Raw genomic sequence first — 25,964 nt, forward strand, 5'->3', positions numbered from 1 at the left:
GAGGGTGGGCATGACGAATCTTTCATGGGAACATGGACCAGCCTCGCCGGTTGAATGTCTTTCGGGGCATCGAAAAGGGGACTTGCCGTGCAACTTCGCCGCAGTTGGGCCGCTGTCGTCGTCGGTATCGTCATCGCGCTGATCGGGCTCGTCCTCGCGATCGGCGGCTTCTGGCTGATGATCCTGGGCGGATCGATCTATTATGTCGTGACCGGCATCGCGATGATCGCGGCCGGCGTGCTGTTGTTCAGGCAGCGGCTGCTCGGTGGCTGGATCTATATCGCGATCGTCGCGCTCACCATTCTGTGGGCGTTCGGCGAGGCGGGGACGAATGTCTGGGCGCTCGTCCCGCGCATCGTTGCGCCGGTCGTGCTGCTGGTCGCCGTGCTGGCGGCGATGCCGACTCTGTCCAGGGCGCGGAACCGGTGGCGTGCCGGGCTGGGCGCCATCGCGGCGGTGCTGGCCGCGACGATACTGCTGTTCGCGGTCCTTGGCCTGCGCGACGATGTCGCGGTGGCTGCCTTGCCCGCCCCGCAGGCGCCGGGGTTCGCCGATCCTTCGGGGCAGGCGACCGGGCCCGACTGGCCCGCCTATGGCGGCACCTACAGCGCGCGCCGCTTTTCCCCGCTGACCCAGATCAACGCCGGCAATGTCGGCAAGCTGAAACGCGCCTGGCTGGTGCATACCGGCGACATGCCGTCGAGCGCGGCGATCGCCAAGACCTATGGCGCCGAGACCACGCCGCTGAAGATCGGCGATAGCCTGTATCTCTGCACGCCCAAGAACTTGGTGATCGCCCTCGATGCATCGAGCGGCACGGAACGCTGGCGGTTCGATCCCAAGGTGTCGGACGAGGCGATCCCCTATACTGCGGCATGCCGGGGCGTGAGCTATTATGCGGTGCCGGGCGCGGCGGCCGGATCGGCCTGCGCGGCGCGAATCATCGAGGGTACGCTCGACGGGCGGATCTTCGCGCTCGATGCGGCGACCGGCAAGCCCTGTGCCGATTTCGGGACCGGCGGACAGGTCGACATCAAGCTCGGCATGGGCGCGGTGCCGCCGGGCTATGTCTCGATCAATTCGGCGCCGACGATCGTGCGCGGCGTGATCGTCACCGGCCATCAGGTGCTTGACGGCCAGGATCGCTGGGAACCGTCAGGCGTGATCCAGGCCTATGATGCGGTGACCGGCAAGCTGCGCTGGGCGTGGGACATGATGCGACCTGACATCACCGGCCTGCCGCCGGCGGGGCAGACCTATACGCGCGGCACGCCGAACATGTGGACGACCGCGTCGGGCGACGAGCAGCTTGGGCTGGTCTATTTGCCGATGGGCAATTCGACTGCCGATTATTATTCGGGCCTGCGCCGGCAGCCGGAGCATTTCTTCGCCACCTCGCTGGTCGCGATCGACGTAACCACGGGCAAGCCGCGCTGGCGTTTCCAGGCGGTGAAGAAGGATGTGTGGGACTACGACCTGGGCAGTCAGGCGACGCTGATCGACTACAAGGGCACGCCTGCGCTGGTGTTGCCGTCGAAGCAGGGCGATCTCTATGTGCTCGACCGCCGCACGGGCCAGCCGCTGACGCCGGTCGGCACGATCCAGGTGCCGCGCGGCGGGGTCGAGCCGGAACAGCGCTCGCCCACGCAGATCGTCTCGCTGTGGCATACATTGCGCAAGCCCGTCATCACCGAGCGCGACATGTGGGGCATGTCGCCGATCGACCAGATGATCTGCCGGATCCAGTTCCACCGCGCGAGCTACAAAGGCTTCTATACGCCACCCGAGGCGGATCGACCGTCGATCCAGTATCCGGGCTATAATGGCGGCAGCGACTGGGGCGGCGTGGCGGTCGATCCGCAGCGCGGGGTGATCGTCGCCAATTACAACGACATGCCCAATTATGTGCGGCTGGTGCCGCGCGCCGAGGCGAACAAGCGCGGCTGGGCGCCGCGCGACCAGGCGCGCGGCAAGATCGGCGGGGCGGAGGGCGCGGGCGATCCGCAGGCTAACACGCCCTATGCGGTCAACGTCAATGCCGGCTGGCGGATGCCGTTTACCGGCCTGTTGTGCAAGCAACCGCCCTATGGCGGAATCCGCGCGATCGACATCGCGACCGGCAAGACCCTGTGGGACCGGCCGCTCGGCACCGCGCGGACCAACGGGCCGTTCGGCATCCCCTCGATGCTGCCCTTCCATATCGGCACGCCCAACAATGGCGGCGCGGTGGTGACGGCGGGCGGGCTGGTGTTCGTCGCGGCCGCGACCGACAATCTGATCCGCGCGATCGACCTGCGCACGGGCAAGACCCTGTGGTCCGACGTGCTGCCGGCGGGCGGGCAGGCGACGCCGATGGTCTATGAGCAGGGCGGGCGCGAATATCTGGTCATCATGACGGGCGGGCATCACTTCATGGAGACGCCGATCGGCGACCAGGTGATCGCCTATGCGCTGCCGCAACGGGGGTAGGGCCGGGCCCCCGATAGGGTCGGAACGCCTCTTGACACGGACAGGCGCCCTCCGTCGAATGGCGCGGCTCAAACGGGAGAAGCGACATGTGTGACAGCGAGATCCATCAGGGACTGGTCGAGACCTCCGAATTGTCCCGCAGGGCATTCGTGATGGCTGGCGTGGCGGCGGCCGGGCTCGCGACTTCTGCCTTTGCCGAGAATGTCGTCGAGACCGACGTGACCCTGAAGACGCCGGATGGGGATGCCGACGCGGCGCTGTTCCATCCCGAGGGCAAGGGGCCCTGGCCGGCCGTGCTGATCTGGCCCGACATCCTGGGCCTGCGCCCGGTGTTTCGCGAGATGGGGCGCCGGCTGTCCAACGAGGGCTATGTCGTGCTGGTGCCGAACCCCTTCTATCGCAGCAAGCGGGCGCCGGTGGTCGACGGTGCGTTCGATTTCAATAAGCCGGAGGATCGGGCCAAGGTCATGGGTTTCCGCCAGGCGATGACCGATGCGGGCGTCGACAAGGATGCGACCGCCTATCTCGCCTTTCTCGACCGCCAGCCGCAAACCGACAAAAAGAAGAAGGCGGGCGTGCAGGGATATTGCATGGGCGGGCCGCTGTCCTTCCGCACGGCCGCCGCGGTGCCGGGCCGCATCGGCGCGGTGGGCAGCTTCCATGGCGGCGGGCTGGTCACCGCCGAGCAGTCAAGCCCGCATTTGCTGATCGCGAAGACCAGGGCTGCCTATCTGGTCGCCGTCGCCCAGAATGACGATGCGCGCCAGCCCGAGGCCAAGGACGTGCTGAAAAAGGCGTTCGAGACGGCAGGGCGCCCGGCGACGGTGGAAGTCTATCCAGCCGACCACGGGTGGTGCGTTCCCGGCAGCCAGACCTATAACGAAGTGGCCGCTGAAAAAGCCTGGGGCGAGTTGCTCAAGCTCTACAAGGCGAACCTGACCTAGGTCGGTGCGCTTGGCGGGGCGTGCGATAGGGGCTAGCCTTCGCAAAAGAGCGGAGGGAGGGCGATGCAGCGGACCGGGCCGCGTCAATTGGCGATCGCACTAGCGCTGACCGCGTTTGCCGCCCTCGGCATCGTCTTGCCGCTGCTGGCATTTGGCCCCGGCTGGGGCGTCTATGCGCCCGCGAGTTGTACGGCGACGCGATGCTTCTGCGAGATGCCGCGGATCGGTGCGCTGGTCCTGCAGCCGGCGAACAGCTGGTCGTCGCTTGGCTTCGTCTTCGCCGGTTTCCTGATGATCCTGCTAGCGCGCGGGCCCGGATGGCATTCGGCGATGACGCCGGTCTCGGCGACCGCATTCGGAATCACGGCGATCGTCGTCGGGCTGGGATCAGTGCTGCTGCACGCGACGCTGACCCTGTGGGGCCAGTTCTTCGACGTGCTCGGCATGTATCTGGTTGGCGCTTTCCTGCTGATGAGCGCGCTGGGCCGCTGGCTTGGCATCCCGGACAGGCGCGCGATCCTGCTCTACGCCATTCTGTGCGCCGGGCTGGTCGAGCTGCTGGTTGTGTTTCCCGAGGCGCGGCGGTGGCTGTTCGCGGTCCTGCTGATCCTCGCGATCGTGGTCGAGCTCGCCTTCGCGCGGCCGCGCCGGCCGATTGTGGTGGTGCGATTCTACCTGATGGGCATACTGGTCAATGCGATCGCTTTCGCGATCTGGAACCTCGACCAGCACGGCTTCATCTGCGCGCCGTCGAGCCTGATCCAGGGGCACGCGGCGTGGCACCTGCTCGGCGCGGTCGCGCTGTGGCTGACCTTCGCTTATTATCGCAGCGAGCAGCCCGCAGCGGAAAGCTAGGAACTCCGCTTGCTGTGGCGGATCGTCTGCTTGCCGAGTTGGAGCGTCTGGGCCTGGCACATCGCGCCGTCAGCCCCGGAGGTCGAGCAATAGCTGGTGCCGGGGCCCACGCCGCTGACCGCTCCTGTTTCGTTGACGGCGACAGTCGCGGTTGCTGGGCTGGCGTTGCCGTCGAAGCGGAAGACGCATTGGCCACTCGACGATTTCCTGCAGGTGAAGAGCGCGACGCGCTGATCCCCGGCGACATCGACCGAATAGGCAAGCTCTTCGAACCGGGTGGGGCCACAGGCGGAGAGGGTTGCCGCGAGCGTCGCGATGAGGGCCATTGCCTTGAACATTCCCGTCCTCCTCCCGAGTCAGGGTTTCTGTGTATTGCTTGGGCAACACACAGTCAATGCATCGGCATTTCCAGCAGCGTCACGCTTTACGCGACCGGCACGCCGAACAGGTCGTGCTCATCGGCGTCCTCGATCTCGACCCGGACGATATCGCCCTGGCTGAGATGGCCCGCATCGCGGAGATGGACCTCACCGTCGATCTCGGGTGCATCGGCCTTGGAGCGACCGGTGGCGCCATCTCCTTCGACCGCATCGATAATTACATCGAGCGTCCGGCCGACTTTCGCGTCGAGCTTCTCGGCCGAGATTCGCGCGGTCAGCTCCATCAGGCGGGCATAACGCTCTTCCTTGATCTCTTCCGGAACAGCGCCCGGTAAATCATTGGCGGCTGCGCCCTCGACCGGCTCGAAGCGGAAGGCGCCGACGCGGTCGAGCCGTGCTTCTTCAAGCCAGTCCATCAGATATTTGAAATCGTCCTCGGTCTCGCCGGGGAAGCCGACCACGAAGGTCGAGCGGATCGCGATGTCCGGCTCGATGGTGCGCCAGTTCCTGATCCGTTCAAGCACCTTCGCCTCGTTGGCCGGGCGGCGCATCGCCTTCAGCACCGCGCGCGAGGCGTGCTGGAACGGGATGTCGAGATAGGGAAGGACCAGCCCCTCGGCCATCAGCGGGATGACCTGATCGACATGGGGATAGGGATAGACATAGTGAAGCCGCACCCAGGCGCCGAGCTTGCCGAGCTCGCGCGACAGGTCGGTCATGTGCGCCCTGACTTCCTGGCCGTGCCACGGACGTGGATGGTGCTTGATGTCGACGCCGTAGGCCGATGTATCCTGGCTGATGACCAGAAGCTCTTTCGTGCCCGCCTCGATCAGCTTTTCAGCCTCGCGCAGGATCGCGTCGGGGCGGCGGCTGACCAAGTCGCCGCGCAGCGACGGGATGATGCAGAAGGAGCAGCGATGATTGCAGCCCTCCGAAATCTTCAGATAACTGTAGTGGCGGGGGGTGAGCTTGAGGCCGCTTTCCGGCACCAGGTTCAGGAAGGCGCTTGGCGGCATCGGCGCCGCATCGTGCACCGCGCCGACAACTTCCTCATATTGGTGCGCGCCTGTGACGGCGAGGACATTGGGGAAGCGCGCGCGGATGGTCTCAGCTTCCTTGCCCATGCAGCCGGTGACGATGACCCGGCCATTCTCGGCGATGGCTTCGCCGATCGCCTCGAGGCTTTCTTCCTTCGCTGAATCGAGGAAGCCGCAGGTGTTGACCAGTACGACGTCCGCGCCGGCATAGTCGGGCGACATCGCGTAACCGTCCGAGCGGAGCTTGGTCAGGATGCGTTCGCTGTCGACCAGGTTCTTCGGACAGCCGAGCGAAACCATGCCGATTTTCGGCGGGGTGGGGAGAATCGTTGCCATGGGGAACGCGCCACATAGGCGCATTGCGCGGGATTTTCCAGTCATTGCCTGGGAGAGGCTGATGAGTAGCCTCTTCACCTTCCGGCGAAGGCCGGGGTCCAGTCGGGAGACGCGAGCATGGATGAGCAATTCTATGTCTACATCATGGCGAACCGCCGCAACGGGACGGTCTATATCGGTTCCACCAATAATCTAATCCGACGCACCTGGGAGCATCGGAACGGTGTCGTGGAAGGGTTCACGAAGAAGTACGATTGTCGTTTGCTCGTCTGGTACGAGGTGCACGATGATCTTGAGTCGGCACGGATGCGAGAGGTTCGGATGAAGGAATGGAAGCGGGCGTGGAAAGTGCGTGAAATCGAGGGGCTGAACCCCCAATGGGAAGATCTTTACGAGCGGTTCGCGCAGCCATGACTGACATCTCGACTGGACCCCGGCCTTCGCCGGGGAAGGAAGAGGGGGCGTGCAAGGAAAAGCGGTTTGCGCTTTTGCCGCATCCCGATTGCCCGAGCCGCGCCGTTCGATCGATTGCCGTCGTGGCCCGTAGAGATGGGGACACGCTCAGCCTCACCTATCACGTGACCGGGGCGATCGATGACGTGTCGTGGCCGGTTCCGGTCGAACCGGCCTTCACCGACGAGCTCTGGCGACATAGCTGCTTCGAGGCGTTTGTCGGGGAGGAAGGTACGCCGCGCTATGTCGAGCTCAATATCGCACCGTCTACCCGATGGGCTGCCTACGACTTCGACGATCACCGGAGGGGCATGCGGCGGGCCGGTGGCGCGGTGGTGAGCGAAGTGGTGTGGCTGCCCGGAGCGGAGGTCGCCGAACTGCGTGCGACGGCCGACCTGCCGGGACTGGCGGGGGCCGATTGGGATATCGCGCTGACGACGGTGATCGAGGAATGCGACGGGACCAAGTCGTTCTGGGCGCTGGCCCATCCGGCGGGGCCGGAGGATTTCCACGCCCGGGATTGCTTTACCGCCCGGCTCGCGGCACCGACCGCTTCATGAAATTCGGTATCGATCGTCTGCTCGCTGACCCCGCCCTGCGCAAGCCGCTGGAAGGAAAGCGGGTTGCGTTGCTTGCTCATCCGGCGTCGGTGACGGCTGACCTGACTCACTCGCTCGACGCGCTGGTGGCGAGCGGGCTGAACGTGACCGCGGTGTTCGGGCCGCAGCACGGCGTGCGGGGTGATCTTCAGGACAATATGATGGAGTCGCCGGACTTCAACGATCCGACATACGGCATGCCGGTGTTCAGCCTGTATGGTGAGGTGCGGCGGCCGACCGGGCAGTCGATGGGCACATTCGACGTGATGCTGTACGACCTGCAGGATCTTGGGTGTCGCATCTACACCTTCATCACGACTCTGCTCTATGTGCTGGAAGCCGCGGCGGAGCATGGCAAATCGGTGTGGGTGCTCGACCGGCCCAATCCCGCGGGGCGCCCCGTCGAGGGCCTGACCCTGCTGCCGGGCTGGGAAAGCTTCGTGGGCGCGGGGCCGATGCCGATGCGGCACGGGATGACCCTGGGGGAACTCGGCCACTGGTTCGTCGCGCTGAAGGGGCTCGATGTCGATTACCGGGTGATCGAGATGGAGGGCTGGGCGCCGGAGACGGCGCGGGGCTTCGGCTGGCCTGAGGACCGGATCTGGATCAATCCAAGCCCGAACGCGCCCAATATCAACATGGCGCGCGCCTATGCCGGCACGGTGATGCTCGAGGGCACGACCCTGTCGGAAGGGCGCGGTACCACGCGCCCGCTGGAACTGTTCGGCGCACCCGATATCGATGCCCGGGCGGTGATCGCCGAGATGCGAAGGCTGGCACCTGAATGGCTGAACGGGTGCGCGTTGCGCGACATCTGGTTCCAGCCGACCTTCCACAAACATGTCGGGCAGTTGTGCAACGGTGTGCATATCCATGCCGAAGGGCCGTTCTACGACCATCACGCCTTCCGGCCGTGGCGGGTGCAGGCGCTTGGTTTCAAGGCGATCCGTCGGCTCTATCCCGAGTATGATTTGTGGCGCGATTTCCCATATGAATATGAATTCGGGAAGCTGGCGATCGATGTGATCAATGGCGGACCCGGCTTGCGCGAATGGATCGATGACTCGGCGGCGCTTCCGGATGATCTGGACGCGGTGACGGGTCGCGACGAGCGTGGTTGGACAGAAGCGCGAAAGCCTTATTTGCTATACTGAACCCGGCCCCGTGAGCGGGGAGTTTCGGGGTAGGCCAAGCAGCGTGCCGACCGCGGCCACGAACGCATCCTGCTGCTGCGACGTGTCGACCTTCAGCCTTGAATATTGCCCGTCGGGTTCGCGGACATCGGCATACAACCCTGTCGGGTCTTCATGAAAATGCAGGAAAGACGTGGCTCTGCGGTAGAAAATGCCACGTTTCTTCTCGGTCATCCCCGGCAGGCCACGCAGACGAACGAGAAGCGGCTCGAGCTGGTCCAGCGCTGGTGCCGTTGCGTGCTTCACCGCCATACTCCGTCATTCGGCAAGCCGGCGCGATTACCGTTTCCGCGTCAGCTCGCGCATCGCGTCATCCAGGCCGGCGAGCGTCAGCGGATACATCCGGTCGTTCATCAATTCGCGGAGGATGCGGACTGACTGCGAATAGCCCCATTGCTGTTCGGGTACCGGGTTGAGCCATACAGCCGCCGGATAGGTGGTGGTCAGCCGATGCATCCAGACCGCGCCGGATTCCTCGTTGAAATGCTCGACCGAGCCGCCGGCATGAGTGATCTCATAGGGACTCATCGACGCGTCGCCGACCAGCACGAGCTTGTAATCATGACCGTATTTATGGAGCACGTCCCAAAGCGGGGTGCGCTCGGTGAAGCGGCGGCGATTGTCCTTCCACACGCCTTCATAGGGGCAATTGTGGAAATAGAAGAATTCGAGATTCTTGAACTCGCTGGTCGCGGCCGAGAACAGTTCCTCGCAAAGCTTCACCCAGGGATCCATCGACCCGCCGACATCGAGGAACAGCAGCAGCTTGACCGCATTGTGGCGTTCGGGACGCATCACGACGTCGAGCCAGCCCTGGCGCGCGGTGCCGTCGATCGTCGCGTCGATGTCCAGCTCGTCCGCCGCGCCCTCCCGGGCGAAGCGGCGCAGGCGGCGCAGCGCGATCTTGATATTGCGGGTGCCGAGCTCCTTCGTGTTGTCCAGATTCTTGAAGTCGCGCTGGTCCCAGACCTTCAGGGCGCGCTTGTTCCTGCTCTCGCCGCCGATGCGGACGCCTTCGGGGTTGTAGCCGCTATTGCCGTAGGGCGAGGTGCCCCCGGTGCCGATCCATTTGTTGCCGCCCTGGTGCCGGCCCTGCTGCTCCTCAAGCCGCTTCTGCAGCGTCTCCATGATCTCTTCCCAGGAGCCGAGCGACTTGATCGCCTCCATCTCCTCCGGGGTGAGATATTTCTCGGCGACGGCGCGGAGCCATTCCTCGGGAATGTCGGCATTCTGGGCGCCGAAGCTGGTGGCGATGCCCTTGAACACCTTGGAAAAGACCTGGTCGAAGCGGTCGAGCAGCCCCTCGTCCTTCACGTACACGGCGCGGGACAGGTAGTAGAAATCCTCGGGCGTGCGCTCGATCACATCACGGTCGAGCGCTTCGAGCAGGATCAGATGCTCCTTCATGCTCGCCGGGATACCGGCGGCGCGGAGCTCGTCGAGGAAGTTCAGGAACATGTGATGAGGTTAGGCGCAGCACGCCCGCCAAGTCGATATCTTTCGTGCACGCCGGATCAGCGTGCGTAGACGTCGATCATCGCACCGATGTCGTCGGGATCGTCGCCGGTCAGTTCCCGTGCCGGGCGTGCCTTCGCGACCCGCTTCGCGTCGGGCGTGCCATAGATGAAGCCATAGACCGGGTAAGTCGTCGTGCCGAGCCCGTCGCGATCGCGGTACCAGACCTTCACTTCGCTCCAGTCATTGTCGGGCGAGACGTCGGTCAGCGTCACATCCTGCTCGGTGTGGCCGCGCTCGCCGTCGATGCGGGACCAGTTGGCATGGGTGACCATTGCGACGCGCGGGGTGACGACACGGCTGATCACCGCGACATGACCGAGGGGCAGGCGGCTCGTCTTGGCGAAGACGATGACCGATCCGACCCTGGGCACATCGCCGCGCTTGTATTTGCCGTCGGCCTGCTCCCACCAGGTCCACGCATCGCCATAGATCTGGATGCCGCTGGCCGCGCGGGCGAAAGGGACGCACTGGCCGACATAGTCGAGCAGGGATGCCGCGCCGGCGGGCGACAAGGCACAGGCCGCCCCCAGAAGGGCAAAAGAGGAAAATATACGCATACACGGGCACCATGGTGGCGCCCCCCCAAAGCATCCGTATCCGGCAGTGGTTACCAACGGGTAAATCACGTTTCCGATGATCTACGGTTCAGTGTGGCCCGATCTCTTTCCCTTTGGAGATCGGGGTGCGCCGGTCCTGGAGTTGGTACAGAGTGATTTTCGGGGAAGTGCCGGGGTGGGCTTGGCGACTTGCCATATCAGCCGCATAACCATCGTTGCGCGGATGGCACGATCAATGCCGGAACAAGTCTGAGATAACGGCATCTAAATAAATAGCTAAGAACAAAATAATGCAAATAATGTCCATACAGAGCTTGCGCATATACAGTAAATCAAGGACTTTAGCCGCCGTTATGCGCAGTGGATCATCGCAATGACATTTGTCATCGACAAGGAAAAGATCAAATACGGCCTTGTCATCTTTCACTGGGGGCGATGTGGTGCGCCAAAAAATACTATTACCGGATAAAGATTCCCAAGGCATGCCGCTATAAGACCATCGCGCTCAGCACATCTGACCCCCACACGCGCGCGAGCTGGCGGTTGAGGCTGTTATGAATCTGTTGCGAGCGTATCGACCTGTTTCATCATGAGGCAGGCGAAGGCGACGACATGAAGTCGGCGAGTGTTTCGGGATGGCGCTCATAGTCTTTGACGAGGCGGCGGAAGCGTATGCCTAGGCGAATTGCCGCTCGACGACCCAGCGTCGCGGCGGGAGGACGAGACCACGCCTCGTCTCGGGCAGTTTGACCACGTCAAAGGCGATTTGGCTGCGGCATTGGCGGCACGCTTACCGGTATAGCCTGATCGACCCAGGTGATCTCGACATGGCGGTCTGCATGGTGCGCGCGATCCGTTCCACTTCGCCGCGATCCTCCGCGCTGGCAGGCGTCACATGGAGCGCGAGCAGATAGCCCAGCGTATCGAATGCCGTGTGAATTTTCGAACCCTTCTTGCGTTTTCCACCGTCATAACCGGCGCGTTCGCCGCTCTCGGGCGTGGAACGCAACGTCCGGCTGTCGATGATCTCCGCACGGGGTTCAGCCTTCCGACCCGCCGCGAACCGCAACACCGCGCGCAAATCGTCCACCGGCGCGTCGAAGCGGCCCGCTGCCAGCCAGCGCTGCGTCTGCTGGTACACCGCTGCCCAGGGCGGCAGGTCGTTCGGTATCCACCGCCATGGCGTGCCTGTCTTCACGATGTAGCACAGGCCGTTGAAAACCTCCCGCATGCTCCCGCTGGCCGGCATCCACGCGCTGGAACAGCAGACCCGGCACCACCAGTGGCCAGTCATCATGGCTTACATCAGGCGGTTACGCCTTGCGGCAAAGGCTCATCCCTAAACGGATGAATCATCCAGAAGCACAAGTCCATAACAACCTCTAGTGGGCGGATGGAGTTGGATGCATGCACTAAATGCACGCGGCAACCGTGGACGGCACAACGATTCCAAGATTCAGTGTTTTAACATCGGCCGTATGAAGTAGTTTAAAGAAATAATTGACTGTAAAATCATTTCTTTAGCGAATTGTAATCGAGTCCATGAATCGAAAAATGATTAATCCAGTTAATTTCAAAAATATTACAATTTTAATAATGCATAATGGACGTATCTCTTTTGATATGATTCAAGGTTTCCGCTAAGTTGGCCGGTGATTGGCAGCGTTGTGAGCTTTTGATTCTGGTTAAGGAGTAAACATGGACGGTCGTTATCCTGTTTCTATCAAGGGGGTTGTCGCAAGGGGCGAGAATGTTCTTTTGATGAGGAATTCTCGAGAAGAGTGGGAATTGCCTGGCGGCCGTATCGAGATTGGCGAGAGTCCGGAGGTATGCCTTAGACGAGAAATACAGGAGGAGGCTGGATTCGATGTTTCGGTGAAAGAATTTCTTCTGGCCGATCTATTCGAAGTGATTCCTCAAAAATACGTATTTATCGTCGCATACCAATGCCATCCTGTCTCCGAAGATATTGTGAAGATAAGCGTGGAGCATGTTGACCATAAATGGTTCGCAATGGATGGGTTGCCCGAGAACGATCTTCCGCAAATTTACGTGCGCGCTATCAAGCGAGCCGTCACTTAGTCGTTATCGTTTCTGGAGCTGGAAATGCAAAACAGCATGGAAAAATACCTGTATGAGTTCGACGCCATGGGTGCGACGGTATTCCGTAACGCTATTTCACCGGATCAGATTTCACTGATTTTAAGAGAATGGGAAGAAACTTTCCGTGAACAGAAGCTGTTCGATATCCCATTTTCCGGCGATACTCCTTGGAAGATGCTCATCGATCATCCCGGATATTTTGAATTCATTAGCCACATATTCCACGGTCGTCCGAGGTTGGATCACGCCTTTGGCGTAACCGAGAAGTTCAATTCATCAAAGGGTAATCTTCATCATGACTCCACGCTGTTCGATCGCGGCATATACCACGTAGAACGGGGCGGCCAGTTGCATGTGGGCCTAGTTGGCATATCGATCTCTCTAACGGAAATACCTAGCCGAAATGGAGGGTTTTGCTATATTCCTGGAAGTCACAAAAGCTATGTGCGGACTCCCGAGTTTTTATCGGCTCCGGACGAGAACGAGCTGGTAACTCAAATACCACAGGCTGCCGGAGACGTAATTGTTTTCTCAGAAGCACTAACCCACGGCACGTTTCCGAGCACTTCTGCATACTCCCGAAGAAGCATCATAATGCGCTACGCACCCTGTTTTCTCGCGTTTCGTAGGCCGAGCGAAGATCGCCTGACGAGGTTGCCGCTCACTCCGAATTATGAGCATAGCGATAAGGAAGGGGTCATCGACCCGTCATCATTATCCGCGCGGCAGTTCGAAGTCGCTGCGCTTCGCCCGTTCTCACGAGGCCGGGAGGCCGTAACGAATGTCATCGATGGCTAGTCGTGATATCGATGCCTGCGAATTTACGCGGGTATTACATTCGTCTAGGGCCTCTCCTAAGCACGTGCTCAACGAAGACGCTTGCGGATACGATATTTCTCGTCGCAGGGTTACTGCGTGGATCATTGATGGCGCGTCGCCTCTGTTGCCATGCAGCAACGAGATTGTGCATGAATTTTCTCATCGGATATCGAATTACATTAAGGCCAGCATCGAAGAAGATATTCCGCTGAGCGCCTCGATCTCGCTAGTTCGAGAGAGAATTATTGCCAATGAAACAGAACTGACGGAAAAATTGCGCGGTCTGCCGAAGTTTGCCCAGCCTTTGGCTGCTTTATCGCTTGTGCGATCGAAATTCGAGCGAAATTCTACAATGGTTGAGTATTTTGTGATGGGAGATTGTCTAGCCATCATAGATGGTCAGGTACATCTGCAGAGGTCGAAGAGCGAAAATTTCCTAAAGTTCCTGACTGCCAGGAGCGGTGACGATGCCGAGATGATTTTGCGATACAAGCGCGCTAGGAGGCGCAGACAGTTAAGGCCAGATTATTGCCGCTGGTTCAATCTTTCGTGCGATTCTACGTTGAGAGGTTTGCATGGGCATACGGAGATATCGAAAGGAACGGATCATTCGATCTTGCTCTGTTCCGATGGATTCTACGAGCCCTATACACGTCAGGGGATTGCTTTGGGCGCCGTGGCGTCGCTCTGCGCAGAGCGCGACCCGGAAGGAATGATCGACGAGACTTTTTCTAAGATATCCAACGCGAATGCTCTCGACGACGCCTCGGCAATTTTTATCTCCAATCTCTGGTAATTCAAAGTCTGAGCTATTCCGGTTTCGATAATGAAGTGTGTCTTCGATTTCAGCAACGTTGAGGAGATATTATGATATTCGTATTTACCGTTATTGCGGCAATCCTGGGCTTCATTCCGGGAGCGTCTTTTATTCTGATTCCGATGGAGATGTATATAGTTTATAAGTTTGCAAACGAGAGCGGTAGATTCAATCTATTTGAGTTTTGTGCATTCGGTGCAGCACTCTGGGCAGTAAGCGCCATTCTAATTGGATTTGCCCAAATTTTACATTTTATACCTTTGATCGGGCAAGTTGCTAATTCCATAGTCGCGGGAAGCGTTATGTATTTTGTAGGACACGCTGCAGAAAAGCATTACGCATGATCGTGTTGCTGATCTAATCTATGAGTTGCGCATAGACTAAAACAATACGAGTTTATGTGGACTTCTTCGTTTTTAACGAATTTCTTCTGTCCGACGTTTGGATGACGACCGACGGTGAGCTAGAAATGAAATCTGACGCGACGGGCTTATTTCGGTGGGCGTTGGGTGCAAGAGCCATCTGTTTAATGTGCCCGCTGATATACGTAAGCAATCCCCAGAGCAGCAATACCTGCTGCCAGTCAGGGATAACCGGCATCGATCAGCTTACCGATCTGTTCGGTCTCTTTGTCGTTGTGGAAAGTCATTTGGACAGACTCCATCATCAAAAGAAATGCGCTGGTTCCTTTGATTTTATGGTCGGGTTTCGCTGATCCCTACGTGATGTTGGGTCAGATTTCGCCCGGCAGGTCAAGAGGCCGAACTTGTGGGCCATTAGTGGATCGGAACACGAGCATTGAAAGCTAACTCGTTGAATTGGCACAAACGCTACCATGGCGGGATTTCATAAAAATTGGGCGCATTTTGCGCCCGGATTTCATGGAAAAAATCTTCAAAAGTTTTCAATGTTGAAATCTACAAGAAAAATGTCCTTAATCCGGCACCACGATGGAAAGAGGGGCGCTGATGAAACCCTGGGCACGATATCTGGTCTGTGGACTCGCCGGCATCGTGCTTGGCGCGGGCGGTGCCGTCTGGAGTGTCCGTGCCGGCGCGCTTGGTGCTTCCGACAGGATCGGGGCCTGGACCACCGGCCGGGATTTCGGCACCGCGCAAGCAAGCGCCTATACCCGTGCGATCGTCGCATTGCGTGGCCTTCTCGCGCTCCCGGCGAGCGAAGCGCGCTACTATAATGCCGCTGTCGACGATGCCGGTCGGGCGCTCAGCGGTCGTTGCACCTATTCGATCAGCGGTGGCGGGCTGCCCGCGCGATGGTGGAGCCTGACACTCTATGACGGGGAGGGCTATCTCGTCGCCAACCAGCCCGGTGTCTATTCGATCGGCAGCGCGGCGCTGCCGTCTTCGGAACAGGCGCATTGGACGGTCACGGTGTCGCCTGAACGGCAAGCCAGGCACTGGCTGCCGACGGGCAGAATCGACCGTTTCGAGCTGACACTCCGCGCCTATCTCCCGGACAATGGCGGGAGCAGCAATTTCACCGGCGCCCAATTACCCAGTATCGTACGGGAGGGGTGCAAATGATCCGGCGCTGGATCGGCCCCTTGGTCGCCGGCCTGATGCTTGGCGGCGTCGCGTGGCAGACGGTCATGGTCGTTGCGCCCGATGCGCTGATGCGCCTCGCGGTGCGGCGGGTATCGGCGCTTGGCGGCTTCAATCGCTTCGCTCATGCCTCGCTGGCCACTGCGGCCTCGCGCACCATCGTCCGGCCCAGTCCCGACCTCGCCTATTCGTCCTGCCCTTTCGACCTGAGCGCCGGGCCGTTGCTGATCGACGCAGTGCCCGTACCGGCGCCATACTGGTCGCTCTCGATCTTCGACACGCACACCAATGCCGCGCTGGTCCGCAATGGCATCAAGGCGAGGGATAAACCATTCCGCATCGCCGTGCTGACGTCCAGACAGGCCGCGCCCTCCGGATATGAGCCGGTCCATGTCGACGGAACGCGCGGAATCGCCCTTGTCCGTATCCTGATCGACAACCGGGCCCGCTTTTCCGAGATCGACCGGGAGCGCCGAGCGACGACCTGCCGTTCTTCGGCATCATAGGGCCGTGCCATTACAGGAGGCGTCAACGATCCTGCTCTCAGGCGAGCCGTGGCAAGGCGTCCGACCAGATCCGGGGGCGTGCCCGCCTGGCTTTAGATTCCGCCCTTGAACGCGTCGGAGATCGAGCAGGCCGCCGGGCCGAGGATGACGACGAACAGCACGGGCAGGATGAACAGGATCAGCGGCACCGTCATGATCGCGGGCAGGCGGGCGGCCTTTTCCTCGGCGCGCATCATGCGCTCGTTGCGGAACTCGGCCGAGAGTACGCGGAGCGCTGACGCCAGTGGCGTGCCGTATTTCTCGGTCTGGACCATGGTGGTGACCACGCCCTTCAGCGCATCGAGCTTGACCCGCATGGCGAGGTTCTCGAACGCTTGGCGGCGCTCCGACAGAAAGCCGAGTTCGATCGCTGTCAGGGTGAATTCGTCGCCCAGTTCGGGATAGGCGCGGCCGAGCTCGCGGGCGACCCGGTTGAACGCAGCGTCGACGGTCAACCCTGCTTCGGCACAGATGACGAGCAGATCGAGAGCGTCGGGCAGGCCCTTGCGGATCGCGTTGGAGCGCTTGTCGATCTTGTTCTTCAGGAAGATGTCGGGCGCCTTGTAGCTCAGGATGAAGCTGACCGCGACGATCCCGTAGCGCTTGAGCGGGCTGTAGTCGGCGAACATGTCGGTGCCGTAGACCATGTAGACCATCAGCCCGCCGAACACGATCGGCAGGACCAGGCGCCCGAAGATGACCGCGACGGCATATTCCTTCGATCGGATGCCGGCCTGCATCAGCTTGATCTGCGCCGCCTTGACCTGGCTGTCCTGCAGCACCTTGAGGCCTGACAGGATCGACTTGATGCGGTCGGTCGTCTCGTTCTTGGTGACCAGCTTCGCGCGGCGCTTGGTCGAGGCGGTGATGCCGGCCTTCAACTGCTCGCGGCGGTCGTTCAGGGCTTTGACTCGCTTCGTCATGGGGTCACGCGCGGTCGTCGCGGCGTAGATCGCCAGCAGCACCGCGAACGCGGCGACGCCGGAGAGCAGCGTGGCCACCCACATCACATCGACCCCGAGGATCGTTGGTCCAGCCGTGTCGCCCATGGAAATTCCGCGTTGTCCCAGTTCAGATTTCGAAGTTGATCATCTTGGCCATGATGAAGGCGCCGATGCCCATCCAGATCAGGCCGCCGCCGCCCGCGACCATCAGCCGCTGATCGATGAAGAAGGTCTGCATGTAGCTGCCGTTGATCATCCAGATCATGCCGAACACGATGAAGGGCAGGGCGCCGATGATGTACGCCGACGCCTTGGATTCGGACGACATCGCCTTGATCTTCAGCTTCATCTGCCCGCGCATGCGCAGCACGTTGGCGAGGTTGGCGAGAGTCTCGGCCAGGTTGCCGCCGGTCTCGCGCTGGATCGCGATAGTGATGACGAAGAACTGGAATTCGGGCGTGCCGAGCCGGTCCGCCGTTTCCTGCAACGCTACGTCCATCGTCCGGCCGATCTTCATCTTGTCGGTGATCGAGCGGAACTCGACGCCGACGGGCCCCTCGACCTCCTGACCGACGACACCGATCGTCTCGGTGATCGGCAGGCCGGAGCGCAGGCCGCGGACCAGCAGCTCGATCGCATCCGGGAATTTGGCGGTGAACTGGGTGATGCGGCGCTTGATGAAGAAACCCACCACGAAATGCGGGATGCCGGCGCCCAGCATGATGCCGACGAGCAGGGACAGCGCGATCGGCAGACCCTGGAGCCAGAGCAGCATGCCGACGATCACGGTGATGCCGAGGGTGGCCATGCCGTACTGGCCGAGGGTCCAGGTCTTGCCGGTCATCGCCAGCCGCTTCTTGAGCAGGGCCGGGCGGGGCAGGAACCGCATCGCGGCGGCGTCCATCTTGTTGCCGCGGCTCGCGGTGATGCGGCGCATCTGCGCCTCGACCAGCGCGTTGGACGAATCGCTGTGCCGCGCCCGCACCGCGCCCAGCCGCCGTTCGCGCGCGCGCGCCGGCGATGGCCCGGCAAAGGCGAACACCATCAGCACGAGCACCGTGGCGGCGCCGGCGAACAGCATGATGTACGGCATCAGTTCCATCGCGGTATCAAGCGCTCCGCTTCGTTGACGGACGGTTTACGCCCGCGAATTTTCCGCCTTCATCGTCGGCGGACAGGGTCACTTCTTCGCCGAACGCTTCGGCATCATCGATTTGAGATCGGCGAACTTGCCCATCAGCGAGGTGCCGCCGCCGCCCTTCTTCTTGCGCCCGTCATCGCCCTCGGCCGAGTCGCCGACGCCCATCAGCCTCGTAGCCAGATCGACCATCGGCTGGATCGTCTTGGATCCCTTGCCGGCCTCGGACAGCGGCTTGCCCAGCTTGGCTGCCTGGGCGCCCAGCTTCTGGTCGAAGGGGATCACGAAATCGATCTTGCGCTCGATCGAGCCTTCGAAGTCCTTCCGGCTGATTTCCTGCTGCCCGTTGACGTGCATCTTGTTGGCGACGACGAACACCTGGGTCTGCGGCGCGTTGGACTTGAGCCAGGACAGGATCCGGATCGAATCGCGCGCCGCGGCGAGGGTCAGCTCCGTCACCACCACCGCGACCTGCACATCGGTGATGAGATGTGGATGCTGGACCAGCATGTTGCGCGGCAGATCGACGATCGTGCATTCGAACGCGGCACGCATCTCCTCCTGAAGCTGGTAGAAGGCGGCGCCGTCAGTCAGGACCGGCGAGTTGATCGGGGCTTCGGCCGACAGCACCGACAGCATCTCGCTCGACTTGACCATCGCGCGTTCGATGAACAGTCCGTCGATTCGGCTGGGATTCTCGATCGCGTCGGTCAGGCCGCGGCCCGGCTCGAGATCGAGCGCCAGTGCGCCGGTGCCGAAATGCACGTCGAGGTCGAGCAACGCGGTCGTCCGTCCGCCCTTCTCGCTGAGGATCCAGGCGACCGATGTCGCCAGCGTGGAGGCGCCGACGCCACCGCGCGCGCCGATAAAGGCGGTGGAGCAATGCGGTCGCTCGCCGCTGGCGTCGACCTGCTTGGGCGCGTTGAGGATTGTCTGCGCATGAGTGAATGCCTCGCGCAGCATATCGGGGCTCAGCGGCTTGAGCAGATAGTCCTGGATGCCGCTGACCACGAGATCGCGATACAGCCGCACGTCGTTGACCTGCCCCGCCGCGATCACGACGGTGCCCGGTTCGCAGACCTCGGCCAGCGCGTTGATGTCGTTCAGCGGATCGCCGGATTCGGAGAGATCGACGAACAGGATCTGCGGGCTGGCCGAGACCGAGAGCGACTGGACCGCGTTGCGCAGACCGCCCTTGTTCACCTTCTCCGGTACCCAGCCCATCTCGACGGCGACCGGCCGCAGGATCTCGGCGGTGGTCTCGTCGCAGACAAAGGCGCTGAAGGGTTCGCGCTGGCCGATACGGCCGCTGTTGAAGGGAGCGTTCATTACTTGGTCGCCGGATCTTTGAGGCCGCTGGCGCCCGTGGGCACGGCCTTGCGATAGGTGCCGATCGCGCGGGTGGAGACCGCGGGGTCGGTGGTTTCAGCGCCTGGCTGGCCGCGGACGAGATCGCCGGGGTTCGCGACCATCGCCGCCAGGTTGGAGTTGATCGCGCAGCCCTGGTTGGACGAGGTGTTGCTCTCGAACTCTGGCTGGCTCACCCGGCTGAAATCCGGGCAGCCCGGCACCCTTGCCTTCATGCGGGTGACGACGATCCGCGCCATTCCAGGCGCAATGGCGGCACCAGTCACCGGTGCATCGTCGGACAGCAATAGCCCGTAGTGCGCGATCTCGGTCGAGACTTCGTCGCGGATGCCCCCGCCACGGGAATTGGGGTCGTCGATCGAGACGCGATCACCATAGCCGAGGCGAAGCGAGGACATCCAGCCGGCCAGACGCTGCGCCTCGCCCGGGGCGAGCGTGTTGCCGCTGGTGTTGACGTCGAACACATAGTCGGTCCGGCTGACGACCGGCTGGTGGACCGATTCCACGCCACGGTTCTGCGTGCCCGCGCAGGCGCCCAGCAGCAGGGCCGGCACAAGGGCTGATGCGAGGAGGGTCGTACGCTTGATCATGGGTCTATCCCTTGAGCCGACGGTCAGTTGAGGTTGAAGCCGGGCGCGACGCTCTCGGCCTTCGATTTCGATTTCGATTTGGTTTCGGGCGGCATGCTCTTGATCACCGATTCCTCGCGGCGCGGCTGCTGAGGCGCCTGCGAGGGGAGGGCGGAGACGGGCGCGGCCGCACCGAAGGCAGGCTCCGCACCGGCGGGCGGAGCCATGCTTGGCTTGGGCCGATCCCCTCCGTTGGTGCCGCCGCCGAGCTGGCCGAGCAGCACCCGATCCAGATCGGTCGGCGCCCTGTAGCCATCGGTCGGCAGGACGATGTCGTTCGCATTGACCGGCTTCACCAGATACGGAGTGATCACGATCACGAGCTCGGTCTCGTTGCGCTGGAAGCTGTTGGAGCGGAACAGGGCGCCCAGGATCGGCACGTCGCCAATGCCCGGAGCCTTGTCGATCGAGTTCTGATGGTCATTCTGGAGCAGGCCGGCGATCATGAAGCTCTGGCCCGAGCCGAGTTCGACCGTGGTTTCCGCCCGGCGGGTCGTGAGCCCGGGGATGACGATGTTGCCGATCGTCACCGAGCCCGCTGCCGAGAGTTGCGATACTTCGGGACGGACCCGAAGCGAGATGCGCCCGTCCGCGAGCACCGTCGGGGTGTAGGCTAGGCTGACGCCGTATTGCTTATATTCGACCGAGACAGCGCCGAGCCCCTGGCTCACCGGTATCGGGATCTCGCCGCCTGCGAGGAAAGTGCCGGTCTCGCCGGAAAGGGCGGTGAGGTTGGGGTTGGCGAGCGTCGTCACCTGACCGTCCCGTTCACCCAGATCGAGCGACGCGAGCAGGTCCATGCCGAACGCGCGTCCGGCGAGGCCAAGTACCGTCCCCATTCCCGTGCCCGCCGGAAATTTGAACAGGGTATTGCCGGGGACGGCGCCATTCGCGTCGACGGCCACCGGGGGACCGCCCGGTACCGGTGGAAGCCCCGGAACCGTCGTGATGGTGCCCTGGCGCCCCTGGGTGATACCGAACAGGGTTCCGCCTGTGTTGTCGCGATTGGTGAGATTGACGCCGATATTCTTCACGAAGCTGCGGCTGACCTCGGCGAAGCGGACCTGCAGGTTGACCTGCAACGGGGTCGCGGTGCGAAGCCGGTTGAACACGGCGATCTTCAGGGTGGCGGTGGCATCGGAAGCGTTGACGCCGGGGTTGAGCAGCGCCGTCACCAGCCGTTCGGCCTGGGCGCTGTCCTCCGGCGCGGCGACCGTGCCGGTCAGCACGGCGATCTGGCCTGTCGTCGTCACATGGATGTCGGCATCCGGCATCGCCAGCTTCATCATGCGATCGATTGACGTGATGTTCTGGCTGACCAGGATGTTGGCCGAATAGATCACGGCGCCGCTCGCATTCGTCGCGAATACCGTGGCCTCGCCGAATTCCTTGCCGAACAGGTGGATCTGGCGCGCGTTGCTGACATAGACGTCGGCGGTGCTCGGGTTGGATACCCACACGTCGGCGACGTCGGACGGAAGGGTGATCAACTCGCCCTGGCCGATCGAGAGCAGCACCTGGCGGGTTGGCCGCTGCGTGCCGACCGGGGGTGTCCCCACCCGTGCCGGACGCGCGGTGGCCGGACGTGGCCTTGCGGGACCGGCCTTGGCCGCACCGGCGATCGCGGTCGCGGGCAAGGTGGCGACCAGGGCCGCCGCCGCCGTCACCGCAACCGAGCGATGCAAGAAGGTCCTGATACGCATCCTATTTCTTCCCCCCGACCGGAACATCGGTCACATTATTCCCCCGCGCGACCCGGACCACTGGACCGGTCGTCACCGCTGCACCCGGAAATCCCGGGGCGCCCGGCGCGCTGGGCGTGGACTCGGCCGATTTGCCGGGCACGGTGCTGCGCTGGAAGCGCGAGACGTCGGCACCGGTCGCGAGTGTCGAGTTGCCGGCCTGGGGCTGGCTCGCGACCCGCAGCAGCATTGCCTTTTCGGCCTTCGGGTCGCTGCCTTCGGGCACCTTGACATCCCCGTTGGCGATCGCTTCCTCAAGCTCGCTGTTGTTGTCCGCGATCGATCGCAACGAGAGGGAGAGCGAGCCGAGAGTCTGGGCGACTGCGATCTTCTCCGCGATCTTCGGCGTTGCCTCGATCGTCACATTGGAGAAGGTGCGGACGACTGTCTTGCCGTCCTCGCCCGCCTGGTTGTCGGTGCGCTGGTCGGTCGCCAGCACGCGCAGGTTGCGCATGATGGTCTCGGCGACCTTTAGCGGCGGGCCGTCGCCGCCGCCGGTCACCGTCTGGGTCAGCACCAGGTCGATCCGGTCGCCCGGGAAGACGAAGCCGGCGACGCCGGTCTGCGCCGACACCGGTACTGTCACGGCGCGCATGCCCGGGCCGAGTGCGGCCGCCAGGAAGCCGCGATCGCCGGGCTTCACCAGCGCGCCCTGCGTGACCGGCTGGCCGGCGGTGATCGCGTTGCGCACGACCGTGCCCTGAAGCGACTTCAGGTCGGCAGTGTTCTTGATGAAATAGGCGTTGTCGACCAGTTCCTTCGGCCAGGGCTGAAACTTCAGCGCGGTCGCATCCAGGATCGTACCCACGGGCAGCGCGCGCGTGGCGACGAGCACCTCGGGACCGTCGACCGGGGCGGCGGCCGTAGTAGCCGCGCCAGCCTGGGGCGCCGATCCGCCGACGAGCAGGCTACGCGCCATGAAGGCCGTGATCGCAGCGACGATCAAGGCGCCCACCAGAAGAATGATCTTGCGACTGTCCATGACGATTCAGGCCTTTCGGGCACGGGACGATTGAGCCCGCGTTAAGCATTCACAGGAACTGGTTAAGAATCGGTTCGCGAAGTGTAAGAAGGGCGGCGATCGCGATCGCCACGCCGTACGGAATCTCGATCGCGCCGGTCTTTTTGCGGACGGCACGCTCGATCACGAGCAGCAGCGTGAGCGCCCCGCCGAGCAGCGACATTACGATCAGCATCCAGGCGAGGCCGGCAAACGGAAACCACAAGGCGAGCGCGCCGATCATCTTCACGTCGCCGCCGCCCATCCACCCAAAGGCGAAGGCGCCGAAGAAAAAGGCGAAAACGATCGCTGCCACGCCGAGCTGGATCGCGATGTCGGGCCAGAGCGACAGGCCGTTGGCCCACCACCAGAACGGGGCGAGCACCAGGATCGCCAGGTTCTTCCAGTTGGCGATTTCGCGGGTACGCGCATCCTGGATCCCCGCGGAGACAAGGAGCAGCGCCAGCGCGCCAAGCAGCAAAGCGTATTGTATTCCCCCGCCCATGGGCAATTACCCTAGACGACATGGCTTTCTAAAAAGTAACCAGCATTCATGGTTTCTCCGCAGCTCTACCGTCGCGCGATTCCGGCAACCGCCCGGATCTCGCATTGGACCGCGCCCGACGGCTGGCAGCTGCGCCGTTTCGACTGGCCGGCGGAAGGAAATCAGCGCGGCAGCATCCTGTTCCAGGGTGGCCGCGGCGACATCTTCGAGAAATATCTGGAGGCGTTCGCCCATTGGCACGGCCAGGGATGGTCGATCACCGCGTTCGACTGGCGCGGCCAGGGGGGATCGGGGCGGCTGTCGCCCGATCCGCATGTCGGCCATGTCGAGACGTTCGACGTCTTCATCGACGACTTCGCTGCCTTCTGGGCCGACTGGTCGTCCCAGGCAGCCGGGCCGCAGGTGGTGATGGGCCATTCGATGGGCGGGCATCTCGTGCTGCGTGCGCTGACCGAGGGCGTCGCCCGGCCGGTGGCAGCGGTGCTGGTCGCGCCGATGCTCGGCCTGCACAGTCCGCTCGGCGCCGGAATGGGGGAACGGCTCGCGAAATTGCTGGGCGGCGTGGGCAACTCGGCGCGCCCCGCGTGGAAGGTCAATGAGCGCCCCGCGACGACAGCGACGCGCCAGGCTTTGCTGACCCATGACCCGGCCCGTTATGAAGACGAGATCTACTGGCAATCGACCAGGCCCGAGCTGGTGCTGGGGCCGCCAAGCTGGCGCTGGGTGATCAGGGCGTTCGAATCGACCCGGCGCCTGCGGGACGATCCGCGGCTGAAGACGATGACCGTGCCGGTGCTGATGCTCGTCGCCGAGGCGGACAAGCTGGTGAGCCCCAAGGCGGCGCTGCAGGTTGCCGCTAGGCTGCCCGACGTACGTGTCGTGCGGTTCGGGCAGGAATCCGCCCATGAGGTGCTGCGCGAGGCGGACAGCGTGCGGAACCGCGCGATCGGCGAGATCGACATTTTCCTGGCCGCGCGCGCGCAACGCTGAGCGCATCGGAGACTCAATCTTGAAGCACTATGATATCGTGATCGTCGGCGCTGGAATCGCCGGCGCCAGTCTCGCGGCAGCGGTCGCGCCGAATGCCTCGGTGCTGCTGGTCGAGGCGGAAGATATGCCCGGCTATCACGCCACCGGGAGATCGGCGGCCTATTGGTCCGAAAGCTATGGCGGCCCCGGCGTCCAGCCGCTCACCAGCGCATCGGGCCCGGTGCTCCAGGCCGGTCGGTTCCTTGCGCCGCTCGGTTCGCTCCATATCGGCCGAACGGCCGATGCGGCCGCGATCGACGCTTTCCTCGCCGAGTTCGACGATACCCCGGTCGTGCTTGAACGGGTCGACCCGGCGACGTTGGTCCCCGGCTTGCACGATGACTGGACACTCGGCGTGATGGAGGCGAGCAGCGCCTATATCGATGTGGCCGCGCTCCATGCCGATTTCCTCGCCCGTGCCCGTCGCGCTGGAGCCGAGCTGATCGTTGACGCATCGCTTCGTGCCGCGACACGTATGGAGGGGCAGTGGCGGATCGAGACGAGCGCCGGCAACTTCTGCGCGACCGCCCTGGTCAACGCCGCGGGGGCATGGGCCGATACCGTCGCGCGGATCGCAGGGGCCGTGCCGATCGGCATCCAGCCCTATCGCCGTACCATGACCCAGTTGCGTACCGCCCCTGCCGCACCGGAGGGTTTGCCTCATGTCGGAGACATATCGGGGCAGTTCTATTTCAAGCCGGAGGCGGGCGGTCGCCTATGGCTCAGCCCGCATGACGAGACGCCGGTCGACCCGTGCGACGTCCAGCCCGAGGAACTCGACGTCGCCATCGCGATCGACCGGTTCGAGCGGGTCGTCGACTGGAAGGTCGAGGCGGTCGAGCGTCGCTGGGCAGGCCTCAGAAGCTTCGCGCCCGACCGGCTGCCAGTCTACGGGTTCGATCCCCGGCTGCCTGGTTTCTTCTGGTGCGCGGGGCAGGGGGGATTCGGCATCCAGACCGCACCAGCCGGGGCGGCACTGGCGGCGGCGCTGTTGCTGGGCCGGAGCCCCGATCCGATCGTGGCCGCGATCGATCCGGCGCAATATGCGCCCGATCGCTTTCGAACGCTGGCGTAACGGTTCGGGCGAGGCTAACCTGCATCAATCCACTCCGGGAGAGATGAGATGGCCCATAAATTCGTGATCGAGCAGAACAAGGCCGGCGAGTATGTCGCCAAGTTCAAGTACAACAGCGAAATCATGTTCTGGACCGAAGGCTATACGACCAAGGCCAGCGCGCAGAACGCGATCGATTCGATCAAGAAGAACGGCCCCCCGGCGCCCGTCGAGGATTGATTGTCCGGCGTAGGTCGTAGCACCCGCGCTCCATTCCGTATCCGTGACAGGGCCGCTGGTTCAGGCGGCTTGGGCGGCGCTTATCCTTCGGCGGATAGCAATGTCCGCCTTGGATGTTGCCCTCGTCG

The 25,964-nt window shown here is 62.8% G+C and carries 28 protein-coding genes and 1 pseudogene; 15 read left to right on the forward strand and 14 right to left on the reverse strand.

Translation table 11 applies throughout. The annotated features are described in order from the left end of the window. Nucleotides 1-87 precede the first annotated feature (87 nt). The 3 genes from NDN01_RS04955 (at nucleotide 88) to NDN01_RS04965 (ending at nucleotide 4,268) form a co-directional block, all read left to right on the forward strand. Nucleotides 88-2,469 carry a membrane-bound PQQ-dependent dehydrogenase, glucose/quinate/shikimate family gene (locus tag NDN01_RS04955; protein ID WP_272626257.1) on the forward strand — a complete coding sequence of 794 codons (2,382 nt, stop codon included), beginning with the start codon at nucleotides 88-90 and terminating at the stop codon, nucleotides 2,467-2,469. Nucleotides 2,470-2,555: 86 nt separating this feature from the next. After that, nucleotides 2,556-3,413, forward strand: a complete 858-nt coding sequence (locus tag NDN01_RS04960; RefSeq protein WP_272626258.1) for a dienelactone hydrolase family protein — start codon at nucleotides 2,556-2,558, stop codon at nucleotides 3,411-3,413. A 63-nt stretch (nucleotides 3,414-3,476) separates the two neighbouring features. Beyond that, nucleotides 3,477-4,268, forward strand: a complete 792-nt coding sequence (locus NDN01_RS04965; protein ID WP_272626259.1) for a ceramidase domain-containing protein — start codon at nucleotides 3,477-3,479, stop codon at nucleotides 4,266-4,268. Here the strand turns inward: NDN01_RS04965 and NDN01_RS04970 are convergent. Both NDN01_RS04970 and rimO read right to left on the reverse strand, forming a co-directional pair. After that, entirely contained in the window at nucleotides 4,265-4,606 is a 342-nt protein-coding gene (locus NDN01_RS04970) for a hypothetical protein (protein WP_272626260.1), read from the reverse strand. The genes NDN01_RS04965 and NDN01_RS04970 overlap by 4 nt on opposite strands. A gap of 86 nt (nucleotides 4,607-4,692) precedes the next feature. After that, nucleotides 4,693-6,021 carry a 30S ribosomal protein S12 methylthiotransferase RimO gene (gene rimO, locus NDN01_RS04975; RefSeq protein WP_272626261.1) on the reverse strand — a complete coding sequence of 443 codons (1,329 nt, stop codon included), beginning with the start codon at nucleotides 6,019-6,021 and terminating at the stop codon, nucleotides 4,693-4,695. Between the two features lie 117 nt (nucleotides 6,022-6,138). Between rimO and NDN01_RS04980 the strand changes: the two genes are divergently transcribed. The 3 genes from NDN01_RS04980 to NDN01_RS04990 all read left to right on the forward strand — a co-directional run bounded on the left by NDN01_RS04980 (nucleotide 6,139) and on the right by NDN01_RS04990 (nucleotide 8,227). Continuing rightward, complete coding sequence (locus NDN01_RS04980) at nucleotides 6,139-6,435, forward strand: GIY-YIG nuclease family protein (RefSeq protein ID WP_272626262.1); 297 nt, start codon at nucleotides 6,139-6,141, stop codon at nucleotides 6,433-6,435. 122 nt (nucleotides 6,436-6,557) lie between these two features. Further along, the gene (locus tag NDN01_RS04985) at nucleotides 6,558-7,034 is read left to right on the forward strand and encodes a DOMON-like domain-containing protein (RefSeq protein ID WP_272626263.1); all 477 of its coding nucleotides are present in this window, start codon (nucleotides 6,558-6,560) and stop codon (nucleotides 7,032-7,034) included. Continuing rightward, complete coding sequence (locus NDN01_RS04990) at nucleotides 7,031-8,227, forward strand: exo-beta-N-acetylmuramidase NamZ family protein (protein WP_272626264.1); 1,197 nt, start codon at nucleotides 7,031-7,033, stop codon at nucleotides 8,225-8,227. Before NDN01_RS04985 ends, NDN01_RS04990 begins: the two co-directional genes overlap by 4 nt. On the opposite strand, the gene NDN01_RS04995 is transcribed toward NDN01_RS04990, so the two are convergent. The 5 genes and pseudogenes from NDN01_RS04995 to NDN01_RS05015 all read right to left on the reverse strand — a co-directional run bounded on the left by NDN01_RS04995 (nucleotide 8,219) and on the right by NDN01_RS05015 (nucleotide 11,624). Continuing rightward, nucleotides 8,219-8,512, reverse strand: coding sequence for a hypothetical protein (locus NDN01_RS04995; protein WP_272626265.1), 294 nt, complete (start codon nucleotides 8,510-8,512; stop codon nucleotides 8,219-8,221). The genes NDN01_RS04990 and NDN01_RS04995 overlap by 9 nt on opposite strands. Before the next feature lie 33 nt (nucleotides 8,513-8,545). Continuing rightward, complete coding sequence (locus NDN01_RS05000) at nucleotides 8,546-9,724, reverse strand: vWA domain-containing protein (RefSeq protein ID WP_272626266.1); 1,179 nt, start codon at nucleotides 9,722-9,724, stop codon at nucleotides 8,546-8,548. 56 nt (nucleotides 9,725-9,780) lie between these two features. After that, nucleotides 9,781-10,341 carry a CHAP domain-containing protein gene (locus tag NDN01_RS05005; protein WP_272626267.1) on the reverse strand — a complete coding sequence of 187 codons (561 nt, stop codon included), beginning with the start codon at nucleotides 10,339-10,341 and terminating at the stop codon, nucleotides 9,781-9,783. A gap of 232 nt (nucleotides 10,342-10,573) precedes the next feature. Further along, nucleotides 10,574-10,768 carry a hypothetical protein gene (locus tag NDN01_RS05010; protein WP_272626268.1) on the reverse strand — a complete coding sequence of 65 codons (195 nt, stop codon included), beginning with the start codon at nucleotides 10,766-10,768 and terminating at the stop codon, nucleotides 10,574-10,576. 125 nt (nucleotides 10,769-10,893) lie between these two features. Continuing rightward, a pseudogene (locus tag NDN01_RS05015) lies at nucleotides 10,894-11,624 on the reverse strand (IS5 family transposase). 415 nt (nucleotides 11,625-12,039) lie between these two features. Between NDN01_RS05015 and NDN01_RS05020 the strand changes: the two are divergent. The 6 genes from NDN01_RS05020 (at nucleotide 12,040) to NDN01_RS05045 (ending at nucleotide 16,148) form a co-directional block, all read left to right on the forward strand. Then, the gene (locus NDN01_RS05020; RefSeq protein ID WP_272626269.1) at nucleotides 12,040-12,423 is read left to right on the forward strand and encodes an NUDIX hydrolase; all 384 of its coding nucleotides are present in this window, start codon (nucleotides 12,040-12,042) and stop codon (nucleotides 12,421-12,423) included. 24 nt (nucleotides 12,424-12,447) lie between these two features. Next, on the forward strand, nucleotides 12,448-13,242 hold the full coding sequence (locus NDN01_RS05025) for a phytanoyl-CoA dioxygenase family protein (RefSeq protein WP_272626270.1): 795 nt from the start codon (nucleotides 12,448-12,450) through the stop codon (nucleotides 13,240-13,242). A 64-nt stretch (nucleotides 13,243-13,306) separates the two neighbouring features. After that, nucleotides 13,307-14,059: a hypothetical protein gene (locus NDN01_RS05030; protein ID WP_272626271.1), complete on the forward strand. Its 753-nt coding sequence runs from the start codon at nucleotides 13,307-13,309 to the stop codon at nucleotides 14,057-14,059. 71 nt (nucleotides 14,060-14,130) lie between these two features. Then, nucleotides 14,131-14,424, forward strand: coding sequence for a hypothetical protein (locus tag NDN01_RS05035; RefSeq protein ID WP_272626272.1), 294 nt, complete (start codon nucleotides 14,131-14,133; stop codon nucleotides 14,422-14,424). Between the two features lie 624 nt (nucleotides 14,425-15,048). Next, nucleotides 15,049-15,624: a DUF1214 domain-containing protein gene (locus tag NDN01_RS05040; protein ID WP_272626273.1), complete on the forward strand. Its 576-nt coding sequence runs from the start codon at nucleotides 15,049-15,051 to the stop codon at nucleotides 15,622-15,624. Then, nucleotides 15,621-16,148: a DUF1254 domain-containing protein gene (locus NDN01_RS05045; RefSeq protein WP_272626274.1), complete on the forward strand. Its 528-nt coding sequence runs from the start codon at nucleotides 15,621-15,623 to the stop codon at nucleotides 16,146-16,148. Before NDN01_RS05040 ends, NDN01_RS05045 begins: the two co-directional genes overlap by 4 nt. A 92-nt stretch (nucleotides 16,149-16,240) precedes the next feature. On the opposite strand, the gene NDN01_RS05050 is transcribed toward NDN01_RS05045, so the two are convergent. The 7 genes from NDN01_RS05050 to NDN01_RS05080 form a co-directional block, all read right to left on the reverse strand. Beyond that, entirely contained in the window at nucleotides 16,241-17,236 is a 996-nt protein-coding gene (locus tag NDN01_RS05050; RefSeq protein WP_272626275.1) for a type II secretion system F family protein, read from the reverse strand. Between the two features lie 22 nt (nucleotides 17,237-17,258). After that, on the reverse strand, nucleotides 17,259-18,233 hold the full coding sequence (locus tag NDN01_RS05055; RefSeq protein WP_272626276.1) for a type II secretion system F family protein: 975 nt from the start codon (nucleotides 18,231-18,233) through the stop codon (nucleotides 17,259-17,261). Between the two features lie 78 nt (nucleotides 18,234-18,311). Continuing rightward, the gene (locus NDN01_RS05060; RefSeq protein ID WP_272626277.1) at nucleotides 18,312-19,598 is read right to left on the reverse strand and encodes a pilus assembly protein CpaE; all 1,287 of its coding nucleotides are present in this window, start codon (nucleotides 19,596-19,598) and stop codon (nucleotides 18,312-18,314) included. Beyond that, nucleotides 19,598-20,227 (reverse strand): CpaD family pilus assembly protein, encoded by a 630-nt coding sequence (locus tag NDN01_RS05065; RefSeq protein WP_272626278.1) that lies wholly within the window; start codon nucleotides 20,225-20,227, stop codon nucleotides 19,598-19,600. Before NDN01_RS05065 ends, NDN01_RS05060 begins: the two co-directional genes overlap by 1 nt. Nucleotides 20,228-20,250: 23 nt before the next feature. Further along, a complete protein-coding gene (locus NDN01_RS05070) occupies nucleotides 20,251-21,969 on the reverse strand; it encodes a type II and III secretion system protein family protein (RefSeq protein ID WP_272626279.1) in 1,719 nt (572 codons plus the stop codon). A gap of 1 nt (nucleotide 21,970) precedes the next feature. Continuing rightward, nucleotides 21,971-22,990, reverse strand: a complete 1,020-nt coding sequence (cpaB, locus tag NDN01_RS05075) for a Flp pilus assembly protein CpaB (protein ID WP_272626280.1) — start codon at nucleotides 22,988-22,990, stop codon at nucleotides 21,971-21,973. A 49-nt stretch (nucleotides 22,991-23,039) separates the two neighbouring features. Then, complete coding sequence (locus NDN01_RS05080; RefSeq protein ID WP_272626281.1) at nucleotides 23,040-23,513, reverse strand: A24 family peptidase; 474 nt, start codon at nucleotides 23,511-23,513, stop codon at nucleotides 23,040-23,042. 48 nt (nucleotides 23,514-23,561) lie between these two features. Here NDN01_RS05080 and NDN01_RS05085 point away from each other — a divergent pair, with 48 nt between their 5' ends. From NDN01_RS05085 to NDN01_RS05095, 3 genes are read left to right on the forward strand one after another with little or no spacing between them, the layout of a single operon-like run. Next, the gene (locus NDN01_RS05085) at nucleotides 23,562-24,503 is read left to right on the forward strand and encodes an alpha/beta fold hydrolase (RefSeq protein ID WP_272626282.1); all 942 of its coding nucleotides are present in this window, start codon (nucleotides 23,562-23,564) and stop codon (nucleotides 24,501-24,503) included. A 19-nt stretch (nucleotides 24,504-24,522) separates the two neighbouring features. Beyond that, on the forward strand, nucleotides 24,523-25,617 hold the full coding sequence (locus NDN01_RS05090; RefSeq protein WP_272626283.1) for an NAD(P)/FAD-dependent oxidoreductase: 1,095 nt from the start codon (nucleotides 24,523-24,525) through the stop codon (nucleotides 25,615-25,617). 48 nt (nucleotides 25,618-25,665) lie between these two features. Further along, complete coding sequence (locus NDN01_RS05095) at nucleotides 25,666-25,836, forward strand: YegP family protein (protein WP_272626284.1); 171 nt, start codon at nucleotides 25,666-25,668, stop codon at nucleotides 25,834-25,836. Nucleotides 25,837-25,964 lie beyond the last annotated feature (128 nt).

The organism is Sphingomonas sp. QA11 (assembly GCF_028473665.1).
GTDB lineage: Bacteria > Pseudomonadota > Alphaproteobacteria > Sphingomonadales > Sphingomonadaceae > Sphingomonas > Sphingomonas phytovorans.